This window comes from Tabrizicola flagellatus (genome assembly GCF_046295235.1).
Taxonomy (GTDB): domain Bacteria; phylum Pseudomonadota; class Alphaproteobacteria; order Rhodobacterales; family Rhodobacteraceae; genus Tabrizicola; species Tabrizicola flagellata_A.
Map to the genome: position 1 here is coordinate 1 of NZ_JBKBLV010000055.1, position 15,414 is coordinate 15,414.

Sequence of the window (15,414 nt, forward strand, 5' to 3'; positions counted from 1 at the left end):
TTTCGGCGCGAAGGGTTTATGATAGCGGTAACACGAACAGGTGCCGCATGACCCAAGCTCCGATCCTGACCCTGACGCTGAACCCCGCGCTCGACATGGCGACCGAGGTGCACGAGCTGATCCCCGGCCACAAGCTGCGCTGCACCGAGCCCCTGCTCGATCCCGGCGGCGGCGGCCTGAACGTCAGCCGCGCGATCAAGGCGCTGGGGGGCGACAGCCTGGCGCTCGTCGCCATCGGCGGGCTGACCGGCGACCGGCTGGCCGGGCTGATCCGGGCGGAAGGCGTGACCTTTCTGTCCATCCTCGGCCCAGGAGAGACGCGCCAGTCGCTGACGGTGAACGAGGTCACCACCGGCAAGCAGTACCGCTTCATGCTGCCTGGCCCCGTCTGGGGCGAGGCGGAACGCGCCCGCGTGTTCACTCTTCTGCGCGCCACAGCGCGGCCGGGCGGGATCTCGGTGATCTCGGGCAGCCAGCCGCCGGGCGTGCCGGTGGATTTCCCGGCCCAACTGGCCGCCTCGATGCCGGAGTCGCGCGTGGTGCTAGACACCTCCGGCGCGACCCTGAACGAGGCAGTGCGCCATCCGATCCCCGACCTCGAAGTCCTGCGCATGGATGGCCCCGAGGGCGAGGAGCTTGCCGGCCATCCGCTGCCAACTGTGGCCGACACGGCCGAATTCGCGCAGTCGCTGGTGCGCAAGGGCGTGGCGAAGACCGTGATCGTGGCGCGCGGAGCCGAGGGCAACGTTCTGGCCGACGCCGGGCAACGGCTCTTTGCCAGGGCCGCGAAGGTGCGGGTCAAGTCCACCGTCGGCGCCGGCGACAGTTTCGTCGCGGCCTTCGTCCTGGCCCTTGCCCGCGGCCAGTCAAACGCCGAGGCGCTGGCCATGGGATCGGCCGCGGCCTCGGCCGCTGTCACCACCGACGCGACTCAGCTCTGCAGGCCCGAGGACGTGATGCGCCTCCTGCCGGAATGCGTGGTCAGCGCCGCCTGACGGCCTGACCGGGCAAGCGCCCTTCCCTTGCCCGGCGCCCGCGGCTAAGTCTGACCCATGCGGCAGACCCTGACCGAAATCTACGAGACCCGCGTCGCGGCCGGCACGCTGCGGGAAGATCCCGTCCAGCGCGCCGTCCTCGACCGGCTCGAAAGCCTGCGCGGCTGGCTGGAAGCCAATGCCACCCGCAGGGTGGGCCTCTTCGCTGGCCTCTTCGCCAAGCCGATCCAGCCGCCGAAGGGCCTCTACATCTGGGGCGGGGTCGGGCGCGGCAAGTCGATGCTGATGGACCTCTTCACCGAGGCGACCGCCATCGCCCAGAAGCGCCGCGTGCATTTCCACGCCTTCATGCAAGAGGTCCACAAGGGCATGCACGCGGCCCGGCAGCGCGGGGTCGAGGATGCGCTGGCCCCGGTGGCCGAGGACCTGACCCGCGATGTGCGGTTGCTGGCCTTCGACGAGATGCAGATCTCGGACATCACCGATGCGATGATCGTCGGCCGCCTGTTCGAAAAGCTCTTCGCCGCCGGAGTCGTGATCGTCACCACCTCGAACCTGCCGCCCGGAGAGCTTTACAAGGACGGTCTCAGCCGGGCGCTGTTCCTGCCCTTCATCGCCATGATCGAGGACCGGCTCGAGGTGGTGGAAATGGCCAGCCCCACCGATTACCGGCTGGAGCGGCTGGCCGGCGCCGAGGTCTATTTCCACCCCGCCCACAGCGCCGGACCCCGGATCGCCGCGATCTGGGCCGACCTCACCGGCGGCGCCCCGGACGCGCCCCTGGTGCTCGAGGTGAACAGCCGCCAGGTCGTTGTCCCGCATTTCGTGAACGGGGTCGGACGGGCCAGTTTCTGGGACCTCTGCGCCAAGCCGCTGGGACCGGCAGATTACCTCGCCATCGCCCGCGCGGTGCGGGTGCTGATCGTGGAAGACATCCCGCAGCTGTCCTCGGCCAACTACAACGAGGCGAAACGCTTCGTGGTGCTGATCGACTCGCTCTACGAGGCGAAGGTGCGCCTCATCGTCTCGGCCGCCGATGTGCCGGAACGGCTCTATCTCGAAGGCGACGGCTCGTTCGAATTCCAGCGCACCGCCAGCCGGCTGCACGAGATGCAGGCGGCCGACTGGGGCCGCTAGGTCCAGGCCTGCCACAAGAGCCGCAAGGCCATCGCGGTAGAGGTGACGACCAGCAGCGGCTTGATCAGCCGCGCCCCGACCCGCATCGCCAGCCGCGCGCCCAGGGTCGCCCCCGCGACCTGCGCCGCCGCCATCGCCAGCCCCACCGCCCACCAGGTCGCGCCCGAGAAGACGAAGACCGCAAGGCTGCCAAGGTTCGAGGCGAAGTTCAGCATCTTGGTATGCGCCGTCGCCTTCAGCACGCCGAAGCCGGCCAACAGGACGAACCCCATCATGAAGAATGACCCGGTGCCGGGGCCAAAGAACCCGTCATAGGCGGCGATCAGCGGCACTGCCGTCACCGCAAAGACCGCAGGCCTGATCCGTTCCGCCCGCGACTCGTCCGACAGCCCCGGCTTCAGCGCGAAGAAGGCCGCGACCCCGATCAGGACGACCGGCATGACCAGGCGGAGCACCTCGGCCGGGATCATGTGCGCCACCAGTGCACCGACCGCTCCCGCCACTGCACTGATCACCGCCATCCAGAGCTGCCCCTGCGGCCTGACATGCCCCGCCCGGGCATAGGCAACGGTGGCCGTCGCCGCCCCGAAGGTGCCCTGCAGCTTGTTCGTCGCCAGCGCCTCGACCGGCGAGGCCCCGGCCAGCAGCAGCGCCGGCACCGAGATCAGCCCGCCCCCGCCCGCGATGCTGTCCACGAAGCCGGCGAAGAAGGCGGCAAGGATCAGAAGCAGGGCAAGATGCGTGGCGATCTCGAACATGACCCCGGCTTCTGGCCTGTTCCCGAACCGGGGGCAAGGGGCAGCCGGTGGCCACGATCGAGGCCGGGTGCGAGGGGACAGGTCGCTGCCTCCGGCGGGAGTATTTGGGAAAAGGGCAAATGCATCTTGCCCCTTTCCAGATACTCTCGGGGGTCCGGGGGTGAAACCCCCGGGCGCTGGGTCCGGGCGCAGGGCTCAGACCGGCGCGAACTCCTCGCGGCCATAGCCTTGCAGGTAGAGCAGCGCCGTCAGATCGCCGTGGTTCACCCGGACCTCGCATTCGGCCTGCACCCGGGGCTTGGCGTGCAGCGCGACACCCGTCCCGGCGGCCAGCAGCATCGGCAGGTCGTTCGCCCCGTCGCCCACCGCAAGCGCCCCGGCGGGGGTGATCCCCAGCCGCGCGGTGATCTCGGTCAGGGCCTGCAACTTGGCCTCCTTGCCCAGGATCGGCTCGGCCACCGTCCCGGCCAGCCTGCCTTCGGCGACATGCAGGCTGTTGGCCCGGTTCTCGTCGAACCCCAGCATCTCCGCCACGGCCGCAGTGAAGGCGGTGAACCCGCCCGAGACCAGCGCCGCATAGGCGCCATGCGCCTTCATGGTCGCCACCAACACCCTGCCCCCCGGCATCAGCGTGATCCGGTCGCGCAGGACCTGTCCGATCACCGCCTCGGGCAGGCCTTTCAGCAGGCCCACACGTTCGCGCAGTGCGCCCTCGAAATCCAGTTCCCCGTTCATCGCCCGGGCCGTGATCCCGGCCACATGCGCGCCGACCCCGGCTTCGTCGGCCAGCTCGTCGATGCATTCCTGCCGGATCATCGTGGAATCCATGTCGGCGATCAGCAGGCGCTTCCTGCGCCCCTCGGCAGGCTGCACCACCATGTCCACCCGCAGCGCCTGAAGGTCCTCCCAGACCTGCCAGCGATTCTCGGGCACCCGGTCCAGCTCGAACTCTGCCGCCACCCCGGGGTCGAGCCAGTGCGCCTGACCGCCGCCCCAGGCGTTGCGAAGGCTTTCCACAGTCACCCGCTCCAGCACCGGGGTCTCGGGGTTGGTCAGAAGCGTGACGACGAACATGAGGGCAGGTTTCCGATAGTGAACAGGCGTGTCGCTTTTTCGCGACCAAGCGTCGGACTAACGCGATTTTGTCCCTTGCGCCAGAGCCGCCGGGCCATTACCCACGGCGGCGGGACACCCTTCCCCAACGAAGGGCTTTTAGCTGGAAGGCTACCATGACTGACCTGACCCCGCCGGCCAAGCGCCCGGCCAACCCGCGCTTCTCCTCCGGCCCCTGCGCCAAGATCCCCGGATATTCCCTCGACATGCTGGCCGACGCGCCCCTCGGGCGGTCGCACCGCGCCGCCGTCGGCAAGGCCAAGCTGAAAGAGGCGATCGACCTGACGCGCGAAATCCTCGGCGTCCCCGCCGACTACCGCATCGGCATCGTGCCGGCTTCGGACACCGGGGCCGTGGAAATGGCAATGTGGTCGCTTCTGGGCGCCCGGCCCGTTGAAATGCTCGCCTGGGAAAGCTTCGGCGAGGGCTGGGTGACCGATGTGGTCAAGCAGCTGAAACTCGACGCCACGGTCCGCAAGGCGCCCTACGGCCAGATCGTGGACTTCACGCAGGTCGATTTCGACAAGGACGTGGTCTTCACCTGGAACGGCACGACCAGCGGCGTGCGCCTGCCGAACGGCGACGCGATTCCCGCCACCCGCGCGGGCCTGACGATCTGCGACGCGACCAGCGCGGCCTTTGCGATGGATCTGCCCTGGTCGAAGCTCGACGTCACCACCTTCTCCTGGCAGAAGGTCCTCGGCGGCGAGGGCGCGCATGGTGTCCTTATCCTTTCCCCCCGTGCCGTCGAGCGGCTGGAGAGCTACACCCCCGCCTGGCCGCTGCCCAAGATTTTCCGCCTGACCGCCAAGGGCAAGCTGATCGAAGGCATCTTCCAGGGCGAGACGATCAACACGCCGTCCATGCTGGCCAACGAGGATTACCTCGTCGCGCTTAAATGGGCGAAGTCGATCGGCGGCCTTCAGGGTCTGATCGCGCGCGCCGAGGCGAACGCCAAGGTCGTCTGGGACTTCTGCGCCCAGAACCCCTGGATCGCGAACCTGGCCGAAGACCCGGCGACCGCATCGACCACCTCGGTCTGCCTCAAGTTCACCGATCCCCGCATCACCGATGGCGAGGCCTTCGCCAAGGCCGTCGCCAAACGGATCGAGAAGGCCGGCGCGGGCTTCGACCTCGGCGCCTACCGCGACGCGCCCCCGGGCCTGCGGATCTGGTGCGGATCGACGGTCGAGACGGCGGATGTCCAGGCGCTGATGCCCTGGATCGCCCACGCCTTCGAGGCCGAGATCGCCGCGCTGGCGCAGGCCGCTTGAGTCCCCGCCCCGGACCTGATCCGGGGCCTCCCTTCATCACACGAGGTCCCGGGTCAGGCCCGGGACGCGATGTCCCCGAACACACAGGTTCCGAACATGCCCAAAGTCCTCGTTTCCGACGAACTTTCCGAAACCGCCGTCCAGATCTTCCGCGACCGGGGGGTCGAGGTGGACTACATGCCGAAACTCGGCAAGGACAAGGAAAAGCTGGCCGAGATCATCGGCAACTACGACGGTCTCGCCATCCGCTCGGCCACCAAGGTTACCGAGAAGCTTCTGGAACGCGCCACCAACCTCAAGGTCGTCGGCCGTGCCGGGATCGGGGTGGACAACGTGGACATCCCGGCGGCGTCCAGGAAGGGCGTCATCGTGATGAACACGCCCTTCGGCAACTCGATCACCACGGCGGAACATGCCATCGCCATGATGTTCGCCATTGCCCGGCAAATCCCCGAAGCCAACGCCTCTACCCACGCCGGAAAGTGGGAAAAGTCCAGGTTCATGGGGGTGGAGCTGTTCAACAAGACCCTCGGCGTGATCGGGGCAGGCAACATCGGCGGCATCGTCTGCGACCGCGCGGTGGGCCTGCACATGAAGGTCATCGCCTACGATCCCTTCCTGTCCGAGGATCGCGCGAAACAGCTGGGCGTCCACAAGGTCGAGCTGGACGAGCTTCTGGCCCGCGCGGATTTCATCACGCTCCACGTCCCCCTCACCGACAAGACCCGCAACATCCTGTCGCGCGAGAACCTCGCCAAGACGAAGAAGGGCGTCCGCATCATCAACTGCGCGCGCGGCGGGCTGATCGACGAGGCGGCGCTGCTCGACGCGCTGAACTCCGGCCATGTCGCCGGGGCCGCGCTCGATGTGTTCGAAGTGGAACCCGCCACCGAGAACCCGCTCTTCAACCACCCCAACGTCGTCTGCACCCCGCACCTCGGCGCCTCGACCACCGAGGCGCAGGAGAACGTGGCGCTGCAGGTGGCCGAGCAGATGTCGGACTACCTGCTGACCGGCGCCGTGCAGAACGCGCTCAACATGCCGAACGTCACCGCCGAGGAGGCCGCCGTGATGGGCCCCTGGATCAAGCTGGCCGGGCATCTGGGCAGCTTCATCGGACAGATGACCGACGAGCCGATCAAGGCCATCAACATCCTCTACGACGGCTCGGTGGCCGAGATGAACCTCGCCGCGCTGAACCAGGCGGTGATCGCCGGCGTGTTGAAGGCGCAGAACCCCGACGTGAACCTGGTCTCGGCCCCCGTTGTGGCCAAGGAGAAGGGCATCCAGGTCTCGACCACCCGGCAGGAAAAGACCGGGGTGTTCGACGCCTACATCAAGGTCACGATGGTCACGGACAAGCGCGAACGCTCGGTCGCGGGAACCTGCTTCAGCGATGGCAAGCCGCGCTTCATCCAGATCAAGGGCATCAACATCGACGCCGAGATCGGGGCCCACATGCTTTACACCACGAACGAGGACGTGCCGGGCATCATCGGGCTTCTGGGGATGACCATGGGCAAGAACAACGTCAACATCGCGAACTTCACCCTGGGCCGGTCGGGCGTGGGCCAGGACGCCATCGCCATCCTCTACCTCGACCAGCCGATCGACCCCAAGGTGATCGAGACGCTGGAAGGCACCGGCATGTTCAGCCAGGTCAAGGCGCTGCAGTTCGACGTCTCTTGACCTGCCTTGCAGCTTGCCCTTTTCCCAAATACTCCACGGGGGTCCGGGGGTGTGAAACCCCCGGCTTCCTCCGGTCGGACCTGACAGATGCACATCTACGCCATCGGCGACATTCACGGGCAGCTCGACCTCCTGCGGGCCGCGCATGACCTGATCGCCGATGACATGGCGCTCCACGGTTCCGGGCAGGTCGTCCATGTCGGCGATCTTGTGGATCGCGGCCCGGACAGCCGGGGCGTCCTCGATTTCCTGATCGCAGGTATCGCCGAAGGCCGCGACTGGGTGGTGCTGAAAGGCAACCACGACCGTATGTTCACCCGCTTCCTGCGCAACCCGTGGGAACCCGAGCCCGGGCTGCGGGCGGAACTTTCCTGGCTGCATCCCCGCCTCGGCGGGTCCGACACGCTGCGGTCCTATGGTGTGGCGAACGCCGGGGACCGGCCGATCGACAAGGTCCATGCCGAGGCGCTGGCCGCCGTGCCGAAGGCCCATGTCCAATTCCTGACCACCCGCCCGACCCTGCACCGCGCGGGCGAGGCCGCCTTTGTCCACGCCGGCATCCGCCCCGGCGTGCCGCTGGAAGACCAGAGCGAAACCGACCTCGTCTGGATCCGCGAACCCTTCCTCAGCGAAGGCACCAGCTTCGGCCCGCTGATCGTGCACGGCCATACCGCCATCGAGGCCGCGACCCATTACGGCAACCGGCTGAACCTCGACAGCGGCGCGGCCTATGGCGGGCCGCTCTCGGCCGTTGTGATCGAGGGGCGCGAGGCCGCCCTCCTCTCCCCACAGGGCCGCCGCACGTTGCCCGTCAGTCGGCGCTGACCACCCGCGAAGAGCAAGCGGCAGCGCGCGATGAGCCGTCTCAGGGGTGTTCGCGCCGGATGAGCCGCTTGACCGACCGGCCGCCAAGATAGCCGAAGACCGCGACAGCCAGCCCCGCGACCTCGGCGATCGCCGGGCCCTCGGGGATCCCGCGCACGGCCAGGGCCACGCCCATCAGGGACAGCCCGCCCAGGCTGGCCCAGAGCCAGAACCACAGCTCGCCCCGCGTCGGGCCGAAACGCCAGGGGTTCTTCTCGTCCATCGCCTCGCCTCCTGCACGGCCGCCACAGCGGGCCGGATTTCGTCAGGGTAATGCACACCGCACTTTACCGGAACCGGGCGCCATGCTTGCCTGCCGGCCATGACCGACACCACCGCCCGCGACCGCCTCACCCCGATCCTGATCACCCTCGGGATCATCCTGCTTACGGCCGCCTCGCTTCTGTGGATCGGTCGCGAGCCGATCTGCAAATGCGGCTATGTCAAGCTCTGGCACGGCGAGGTCGTCAGCGCCGAGAACTCGCAGCACCTTTCGGACTGGTACACGCCCAGCCACATCATCCACGGCTTCCTGTTCTATGGCGCGCTCTGGCTGGTCGCCCGGCGGCTTTCCTTCGGCTGGCGGCTGGCCCTTGCCACGCTGATCGAATGCGGCTGGGAAATCATCGAGAACTCGGATGCGGTGATCGAACGCTACCGGACCGTCACCATCTCGCTGGACTATTACGGGGATTCGGTGATCAACACGATGTCCGACGTCGCGGCGATGATCCTGGGCTTTTGGCTGGCCAGCCGGCTGCCGGTCTGGGCCACCGTGGCCCTCATCATCCTGTTCGAGGTGGCGACGGCCCTGATCATCCGCGACGGCCTGGCGCTGAACGTGCTGATGCTGCTTTACCCGGTGGACTGGATCGCCGACTGGCAGGCGGCGCGCCCGGTCTAAGAATTTTCGTCGAAAATTCTTAGACCCGCATCCGGCGCAGCGACAGCACCGCAGCCAGGCTCAGCCCCAGCAGGATCCCGGCCACCAGCACGAAGAATCCCCGCTCGCCCAGGGCGGCGCTGACCGGCGCCAGGATCAGCGGCGTGGTGATCGCCCCCACCAGCCCCGCGGCGACAATGGTCGGCGGCACCCGGATGTCCTCGCCCATCTTGCCGCTGGCGGTGACGTAGTAGCCCGGAAAGAACACCCCGGCCGAGGCGCCCATCGCCACGAAGAACACCGCAGGCGACAGGACCACCGCCCCGATGGCGAACAGCGCGGCCGAGCCGATGGCGGCGGTGTAAAGCACGAAGGGCTCTACCCGGTGGGCGATGAAGATAAGCCCCACCCGCGCCAGCAGGAACACGACGAAGAAGGCGCTGAGAAGCTGCGAGGCCCGCACCTCCTCCACCCCCGCCCGGATCAGCGCCGAGGGGCCAAGGCCGGCAAGGCTCGCCTCCATCCCGATGGCCAGCGCGCCGAAGGCCAGGATGCCCCAGTGCGGACGGAAGGCCCGCACCTCGCCCGCCGGCGCCGCCGCCACCCGACCGGCCGGGCCGGCCAGCGCGAAGATCGCCAGAAGCGCCAGCGCCACCGCGCCGAAGGTCCAGGCCGGGTCGCTGCCCAGCCAGACGAAGACCAGCGGCGCGGCAATGGCGCCGACCCCGAAGGTCGCGTTCAGCAGGCTCAGCATCGACGGCCCCTTGGCTCCGAAGGCCCGCATCACGCGCGGGTTGAACACCGCCGTCGCCATGCCGTAGCCCACACCGAAGAGCGCGCCGCCGGCCAGCGTCAGCCACCAGCCCGGGCCCGCCGCCATCACCGCCGTCCCGGCCGCCATCGCCGCCAGGGCGTGCCTCGGCCCGATCCGGGCGCCCAGCACATACATGATGCCGACGCCCAGGAAGCAGCCGACCCACAGAAGCGCCACGAACAGCCCCGCCTCGCCCTCGGTCAGGGACAACTCGCGCACATAGACCGGCAGCACCGGCCCGAACAGCGCCTGCCCCGCCCCCATCAGGATGAAGGTCGTCACCCCGGCGAACAGAAGCCCGGCATGGGCGCGGATCAGGTCGTTCAAGATCGGTCTCCGGTTGACCCGCCCCGTCTCCCCCGGCTGTTAGCGCATGTCAATGGCCGCCGTGACGCGACGTTTCCTCACCCTTCGCACCGTCCCTGGTGCATGCTGCGACAAACACCGGAGGCCCCCATGACCGAGATCCACATCCTTTCCGCCGCCCGCACCGCCATCGGCGGTTTCGGCGGCGCGCTGTCCGCCCTGCCGCCGATCGACATCGCCACCCATGCCGCGAAGGCGGCGCTCGCCCGCGCGGGGGTTGAAGGCGGGCAGATCGGCCAGGTCGTCATGGGCCATGTCATCAACACCGAACCGCGCGACATGTATCTTTCCCGCGTCATGGCGATGAACGCCGGCATCCCCGAGACGACGCCGGCGATGAACGTCAACCGGCTCTGCGGTTCGGGCGCGCAGGCCGTGGTCTCGGCGGTGCAGGCGCTGATGCTGGGCGATGCCGAACTGGCGCTCGCGGGCGGGGCGGAATGCATGAGCCGCTCGCCCTACATCCTGCCCGCCGCCCGCTTCGGGCAGAAGATGGGCGATACCCGCGCGCTGGACATGATGACCGGGGCGCTGACCTGCCCCTTCGGCACCGGGCACATGGGAGTGACGGCAGAGAATGTCGCCGCGCTGCACGGTATCAGCCGCAAGGATCAGGACGCCTTCGCGCTGGAAAGCCAGACCCGCGCCGCCCGCGCCATCGCCGAAGGCCGATTCCGCGATCAGATCGTGCCCGTCGAGATCGCCGGCCGGAAGGGCCCGGTGACCTTCGACACCGACGAACACCCCAAGGCCACGAGCGCCGAGGCGCTGGCGGGTCTGCGCCCCGTGTTCCAGAAGGACGGCACGGTGACCGCCGGCAATGCCTCGGGCATCAACGACGGCGCCGCCGCGCTGGTCCTGTCGCGATCCGACAAGGGCAGCCGGGCGCGGATCATGGGCTATGCTCTGGCCGGGGTGGACCCGAAGGTCATGGGTCTCGGCCCGATCCCGGCGGTGCAGGCGCTCTGCGCGAAGCTCGGGGTCAGGCCGCAGTCCTTCGACGTGGTGGAATCGAACGAGGCCTTCGCGGCCCAGGCGCTGGCCGTGTCCCGCGCGCTGGACCTCGACCCCGCGCGGGTGAACCCCAACGGCGGGGCGATCGCGCTCGGTCATCCGGTGGGGGCGACCGGGGCGATCCTGGTCGTGAAGGCGCTGCACGAGCTGGAACGGACCGGCGGGCGCACCGCCCTTGTCACCATGTGCATCGGCGGCGGCCAGGGGATCGCGCTGGCCATCGAACGCGCCTGACCCCTCCCTGAACCCTCCTCGTTCGACTGCGTGTCCTCGTCGGCTGCCCTGCGCGAGGAGCGACGCAGTCGGCGACGAGCCGCCGTCTCAGCGCAGGCGCACCTGCACCCGGTCCGACCGGCCCTCGGCGTCGATCACGCTGAGCGTCACGAACCCCGCCCCCGGCATCGCCAGCATCGCCTCGCGCGCCTCGGAGCCGACGACCACCGGCACCCCGTCGGCCAGCCAGGTGAAGGGCGCGGTCCCGCCCGCGACCTTGACCTTCAGCCCCGCCGCAAGAAGCTCCACCTCCGCACCGTCCGGCGGGAAGGCAACGGCGGGGGCATCCGCCGCCCGGGCAAAGGCCGCCGCGCGCGACCGGAAGCGTTGCAGCGGCTGCGGCAGCGCAGCGTTGGCGACCAGCAGGGTCGCCGGTGGCGCCGGCGGCTGCGGGTCGAGCTTGCGCTTCAGCCGGTTGAAGGCCTGGAACAGCACCGGCGCCGCCACATCCGCACCGAAGGCCCCCGGCACGGGCGTCCCGTCCGCCCGGCCCATCCAGACCCCCACCACATGCCGCCCGTCATAGCCGATCGCCCAGGCATCACGGTGCCCGTAGGAGGTCCCGGTCTTGTAGGCCAGCCGGTTCGGCGGCGCCCCCGGCGGCGGCGCGAGGCCCGCGAGGATGTCGCCCACCTGCCAGGCCGCCACGGAAGAGACCAGGCGCTGCCCCTCGGCCCCCTCGGCCCCGAGCCGCCAGGTCAGCGGCCGCGCCACGCCCCCCCGCGCCAGCGCGGCATAAAGCTGCACCATGTCCTGCAACGTCACCCCCACCCCGCCCAGCGCGATGGCCAGCCCCGGCTGGTCGCCCGGAAAGACCGGCTTCATGCCCGCCTTCTCCATCGCCGAGATCAGTTTCGCCGGTCCCAGCGCCTCGGTCAGTTCCACCACCGGGATGTTGCGCGACAGCTGCAATGCCTCGCGCATGCGTATCGTGCCGAGGTAGAGCCGGTCGAAGTTCTGCGGCGCGTAAGTGCCAAAGCGTATCGGCCGGTCCTCGATCATCGTCTCGGGATGGCCGAGCCCCTCGTCGAAGGCCAGGGCATAGACCAGGGGCTTAAGCGTCGATCCGGGGCTGCGCAGCGCCTGGGTCATGTCCACGAAGCCCTGCCGCAGATCGGCCTGATAGCCCGCCGAGCCGACCGAGGCGAGGATCTCGCCCGAGGCATGGTCAGCCACCAGGATCGCCACCTGCAAGGCCTCGCCCCGGTCGGCGACCGCCTCGGCCGCCAGCGCCTCGAGCCGGCGTTGCAGGTCGCCGTCCAGCGTCAGGCGGTGCTGCCCGTCCTGCGGGCGTTCGGCGCGGACACGGTCGGCCAGATGCGCGGCGAGCGCCGGAAAGGGCTGGCGCAAGCCCGGCACCGCCTCGCGCCGGGCGGCCTCGGCGGTTTCGGGGTCCAGCACCCCCGCCGCCACCGCGCGGGCGAGCACCCGGTTCCGCGCGGCCTCGGCCCGGTCGGCGGCGCGGTCGGGGCGGCGGCTTTCCGGAGCCTGCGGGATCGCCACCAGAAGTGCGGCTTCGGCCGGGGTCAGGCGGGCGGGCTCCTTGCCGAAATAGCTGATCGAGGCGGCACGCACCCCCTCCAGATTGCCACCGAAGGGTGCGAGATGCAGGTAAAGCTGAAGGATCTGGTCCTTCGACAGCCGCCGCTCCAGCGCCAGCGCCACCCGCATCTGCCGAAGCTTGCCCGCGACCTGGCCGGTCGTCCCCTCTTCCAGCAGCCGCGCGACCTGCATCGTCAGCGTCGATCCGCCCGAGACGACGCGCCCGTTCCAGACCGCCTGAGCCACCGCCCGCGCCAGCGAGCGCAGGTCCACGCCGCCATGGTCGCGGAAGCGGCGGTCCTCGTAGGCCACCAGCATCCGCAGGTAGAGCGGGTCCACCCGGTCGGGCGGCAGGGCCAGCCGCCAGCGGCCATCGGCGACCGTATAGGCGCGCAAGAGGTCACCGTCGCGGTCCAGCACCTCGACCGACATCTCCACCGCAAGGGGCGGCAGGACGGTCGCGTCGATGAAGGCGTCGAACCGGTCCCGGCCGAGCGCCCCCAGCCACAGGCCAAGGGCAACGGCAAACAGCCAGCGCGCGCGGATCATCGGCAAAGCTGGACCTGCGGCGAGGGGTTGGCGCTTCCCTCCCCCCTCGTGGGGGAGGGAGAGGGAGGGGGGGCCGGATGCCAGACCAGGGCCCTTGTCCGACACGCCCCCCCCCCCCAACCCCTCCCCACGGGGGGGAGGGGAGGCGCAATGCGCTGCCGGTCCGTCACGGCGTGACCGTCAGCGTCCCGGTCTCGCTGCGCGCCCGGAAATCGGGGCGATACATGTCCTCGACCGAGGCCGCCGGGTGGTGGAAGCTGCCCGGGCTGACTGCGCGGACGACATAGGCGAGCTTGAACGGCGCATCCGACCGCCAGTCGATCGCGGCGAGGAAGCGGTCCTGCCGGAACTCGGCATGGGCCACCTCCTGCACCGCATCCAGCCAGCCCAGTTCCGAGGTCGAGCCCGCCGACATCAGGTTCGGGTTGTCGATCTCCAGACCCGCGGGCAGGGGATCGCTGACCATCAGCCGCGCCTCGCCATAGGCGAAGGGCGTGACCTCCAGCACCACCACCAGCCGGGTGCCCGCCGCCACGCTGCCGGGCGAGACCTCCTGACCGTCCATCGTGTAGTAGGTCCGGGTGATCGCATAGCCGTTGCCGCCGGCAGGCTCGGGCTCGGCCGGGACGCCATAGGTCGTCACCGTGATGCTGGTGTCCGGCCCCGCGTTGCGCACGACGACCGGGGTCGCCGCCCCAGCCTCCAGCACACGGACCAGCGGGCCCTCTGCGGGCTGCCCGTCGAGGGTTATGCCCGCGGCCCCAGGCCGGTCGATCAGCGCATTGGCGGCCAGAAGCGCCCAGGTCGCCTCCTGTGTGGAAAGGTTGGTACCCTGTGCGGCCAGCCGGTCGGTCAGCGCCTCGCGGTCCACCGCGTTCGACCCGGCTTCGACCGCCAGCGTCAAGAGCGCCGCCGTGTCGCGGTAGCGGGTGCCGTAGTCCACCCGCCAGAGCTGGCCCTGCTCCGGCCCCTGCGCATCCAGCTTGGCCAGCGCCTTGCGGAACATTGCATCCGCCCGCGGCTGGTCGCCGTAAGAGGCCAGTGCCGCAGCCAGCTGCGCCTGCGCGAGCGGCGTCGCGAAATCGTCGCCCTTCACATCGGCGTAATAGCGCAGATCGCCCACCGCCGCCGCCCCTTCGCGCGCCAGCACCATCAGCGCATAGGCCAGCGCCTCGCCGCCGCCATTGGCTTCCGCGCTGAAGTCGGGCGCATAGTTCACCTGGTTCCGCAGGTTCGCCAGCGCGTTGCGGAAGGCCAGTTCCGGCACCGTGTAACCCTGGGCCCGCGCCCGGCTGAGGAAGTCGGTCACATAGGCGTCGAGCCAGAAATCGCCCTGCTCGGGCCCCCAGAGGCCGAAGCCCCCGGCCGAGGACTGGTTGGCGAGGATCTCCACCACCGCCTCGTCGATCCGGGTCTGGATGTTCTCGGCCCCCTTCAGGTCCATCACCTGCGCCACCTGGTCGAAGTACAGAAGCGGCAGCGCCTTCGAAGTGATCTGCTCGGTGCAGCCATAGGGATAGCGGTCAAGGGCCGCCAGCATCCCCGGCGCGTTCAGCCGCGCGATCGGGCCGACCGCCATCACCGCCTTGCCCGACCCCGGCACGAGGCCGGCAAACACGTTGTCATCGAAGGCGAAGCTCTGCCCCGAGGCCAGGTCCACACGGCTGATCCGCGCCACTTCCGGGTCGTTCAACTGCACCGGGATCGTCAGCGTCTTCTTCAGCACCTTGCCGTCCGGCGTGGTCAGGCTGATGTCGATGCTATCCACCCCGACATCCCCCGCCGTCACCGGCACCTCGAACACCGCCTTGGCCTTCTCGCCGAGGTCGAAGCCCGAAGGCACCGCGCCCAGCGTCAGCCCGTTCGCGGTCACATCGAGGCTCATCCGGCCCGAAGGCCCGGTGGCATGGACCACCTCCAGCAAGAGCCGCGACGTGTCGCCCGGCGACAGGAAGCGCGGCAGGCTGGCCGTCACCACCACCGGATCGCGCACCAGCACATCCGCCGATGCCTGACCGACCCCGGTCTTCGACCAGGCCACGGCCATAACCTTCACCGTGCCGTTGAAGCTCGGCAGGTCGAACGTCGCCCGCGCATAGCCGTCCGCGCCCACCTCGACCGGGCCGGTGAAATAGGCCACCAG

General features: G+C 69.5%; 13 protein-coding genes. 7 read left to right on the forward strand and 6 right to left on the reverse strand.

Annotation, left to right across the window (positions count from 1 at the left end; all coding sequences use genetic code 11):
- The first annotated feature begins 47 nt into the window (after positions 1-47).
- Both ACK4IU_RS17200 and zapE read left to right on the forward strand, forming a co-directional pair.
- Entirely contained in the window at positions 48-995 is a 948-nt protein-coding gene (locus ACK4IU_RS17200; RefSeq protein WP_409737593.1) for a 1-phosphofructokinase family hexose kinase, read from the forward strand.
- Between the two features lie 57 nt (positions 996-1,052).
- A complete protein-coding gene (zapE, locus tag ACK4IU_RS17205; RefSeq protein WP_409737596.1) occupies positions 1,053-2,132 on the forward strand; it encodes a cell division protein ZapE in 1,080 nt (359 codons plus the stop codon).
- On the opposite strand, the gene ACK4IU_RS17210 is transcribed toward zapE, so the two are convergent.
- Both ACK4IU_RS17210 and serB read right to left on the reverse strand, forming a co-directional pair.
- Entirely contained in the window at positions 2,129-2,890 is a 762-nt protein-coding gene (locus ACK4IU_RS17210) for a TSUP family transporter (RefSeq protein WP_409737599.1), read from the reverse strand. The genes zapE and ACK4IU_RS17210 overlap by 4 nt on opposite strands.
- Before the next feature lie 195 nt (positions 2,891-3,085).
- Positions 3,086-3,964, reverse strand: coding sequence for a phosphoserine phosphatase SerB (gene serB / locus ACK4IU_RS17215; RefSeq protein WP_409737602.1), 879 nt, complete (start codon positions 3,962-3,964; stop codon positions 3,086-3,088).
- 155 nt (positions 3,965-4,119) lie between these two features.
- Between serB and ACK4IU_RS17220 the strand changes: the two genes are divergently transcribed.
- From ACK4IU_RS17220 to ACK4IU_RS17230, 3 genes are all read left to right on the forward strand, one after another.
- Positions 4,120-5,277 (forward strand): phosphoserine transaminase, encoded by a 1,158-nt coding sequence (locus ACK4IU_RS17220; protein WP_409737605.1) that lies wholly within the window; start codon positions 4,120-4,122, stop codon positions 5,275-5,277.
- A gap of 96 nt (positions 5,278-5,373) precedes the next feature.
- Positions 5,374-6,966 carry a phosphoglycerate dehydrogenase gene (gene serA, locus ACK4IU_RS17225; protein ID WP_409737608.1) on the forward strand — a complete coding sequence of 531 codons (1,593 nt, stop codon included), beginning with the start codon at positions 5,374-5,376 and terminating at the stop codon, positions 6,964-6,966.
- Positions 6,967-7,053: 87 nt separating this feature from the next.
- Positions 7,054-7,791, forward strand: coding sequence for a metallophosphoesterase family protein (locus ACK4IU_RS17230; RefSeq protein WP_409737611.1), 738 nt, complete (start codon positions 7,054-7,056; stop codon positions 7,789-7,791).
- Between the two features lie 40 nt (positions 7,792-7,831).
- On the opposite strand, the gene ACK4IU_RS17235 is transcribed toward ACK4IU_RS17230, so the two are convergent.
- Entirely contained in the window at positions 7,832-8,053 is a 222-nt protein-coding gene (locus ACK4IU_RS17235) for a hypothetical protein (protein WP_409737614.1), read from the reverse strand.
- Positions 8,054-8,152: 99 nt separating this feature from the next.
- Here ACK4IU_RS17235 and ACK4IU_RS17240 point away from each other — a divergent pair, with 99 nt between their 5' ends.
- Entirely contained in the window at positions 8,153-8,734 is a 582-nt protein-coding gene (locus tag ACK4IU_RS17240; protein ID WP_409737617.1) for a DUF2585 domain-containing protein, read from the forward strand.
- A gap of 19 nt (positions 8,735-8,753) precedes the next feature.
- Here the strand turns inward: ACK4IU_RS17240 and ACK4IU_RS17245 are convergent, their stop codons facing one another.
- On the reverse strand, positions 8,754-9,854 hold the full coding sequence (locus tag ACK4IU_RS17245; RefSeq protein ID WP_409737620.1) for an MFS transporter: 1,101 nt from the start codon (positions 9,852-9,854) through the stop codon (positions 8,754-8,756).
- A 129-nt stretch (positions 9,855-9,983) separates the two neighbouring features.
- Here ACK4IU_RS17245 and bktB point away from each other — a divergent pair, with 129 nt between their 5' ends.
- Positions 9,984-11,141, forward strand: a complete 1,158-nt coding sequence (gene bktB / locus ACK4IU_RS17250) for a beta-ketothiolase BktB (RefSeq protein WP_409737623.1) — start codon at positions 9,984-9,986, stop codon at positions 11,139-11,141.
- 87 nt (positions 11,142-11,228) lie between these two features.
- Here the strand turns inward: bktB and pbpC are convergent, their stop codons facing one another.
- Both pbpC and ACK4IU_RS17260 read right to left on the reverse strand, forming a co-directional pair.
- A complete protein-coding gene (gene pbpC / locus ACK4IU_RS17255) occupies positions 11,229-13,271 on the reverse strand; it encodes a penicillin-binding protein 1C (RefSeq protein WP_409737626.1) in 2,043 nt (680 codons plus the stop codon).
- Between the two features lie 166 nt (positions 13,272-13,437).
- Positions 13,438-15,414 (reverse strand): alpha-2-macroglobulin family protein (locus tag ACK4IU_RS17260; RefSeq protein WP_409737629.1); only part of this gene is annotated, 1,977 nt, incomplete at its 5' end.

Bases quoted from the DNA above. Each gene is read 5' to 3' on its own strand.
- serA (WP_409737608.1), top strand. From the start codon at position 5,374: ATGCCCAAAGTCCTCGTTTCCGACGAACTTTCCGAAACCGCCGTCCAG.
- ACK4IU_RS17230 (WP_409737611.1), top strand. From the start codon at position 7,054: ATGCACATCTACGCCATCGGCGACATTCACGGGCAGCTCGACCTCCTG.
- ACK4IU_RS17235 (WP_409737614.1), bottom strand. From the start codon at position 8,053: ATGGACGAGAAGAACCCCTGGCGTTTCGGCCCGACGCGGGGCGAGCTG.
- ACK4IU_RS17240 (WP_409737617.1), top strand. From the start codon at position 8,153: ATGACCGACACCACCGCCCGCGACCGCCTCACCCCGATCCTGATCACC.
- pbpC (WP_409737626.1), bottom strand. From the start codon at position 13,271: ATGATCCGCGCGCGCTGGCTGTTTGCCGTTGCCCTTGGCCTGTGGCTG.
- ACK4IU_RS17200 (WP_409737593.1), top strand. From the start codon at position 48: ATGACCCAAGCTCCGATCCTGACCCTGACGCTGAACCCCGCGCTCGAC.
- ACK4IU_RS17210 (WP_409737599.1), bottom strand. From the start codon at position 2,890: ATGTTCGAGATCGCCACGCATCTTGCCCTGCTTCTGATCCTTGCCGCC.
- zapE (WP_409737596.1), top strand. From the start codon at position 1,053: ATGCGGCAGACCCTGACCGAAATCTACGAGACCCGCGTCGCGGCCGGC.
- bktB (WP_409737623.1), top strand. From the start codon at position 9,984: ATGACCGAGATCCACATCCTTTCCGCCGCCCGCACCGCCATCGGCGGT.
- serB (WP_409737602.1), bottom strand. From the start codon at position 3,964: ATGTTCGTCGTCACGCTTCTGACCAACCCCGAGACCCCGGTGCTGGAG.
- ACK4IU_RS17220 (WP_409737605.1), top strand. From the start codon at position 4,120: ATGACTGACCTGACCCCGCCGGCCAAGCGCCCGGCCAACCCGCGCTTC.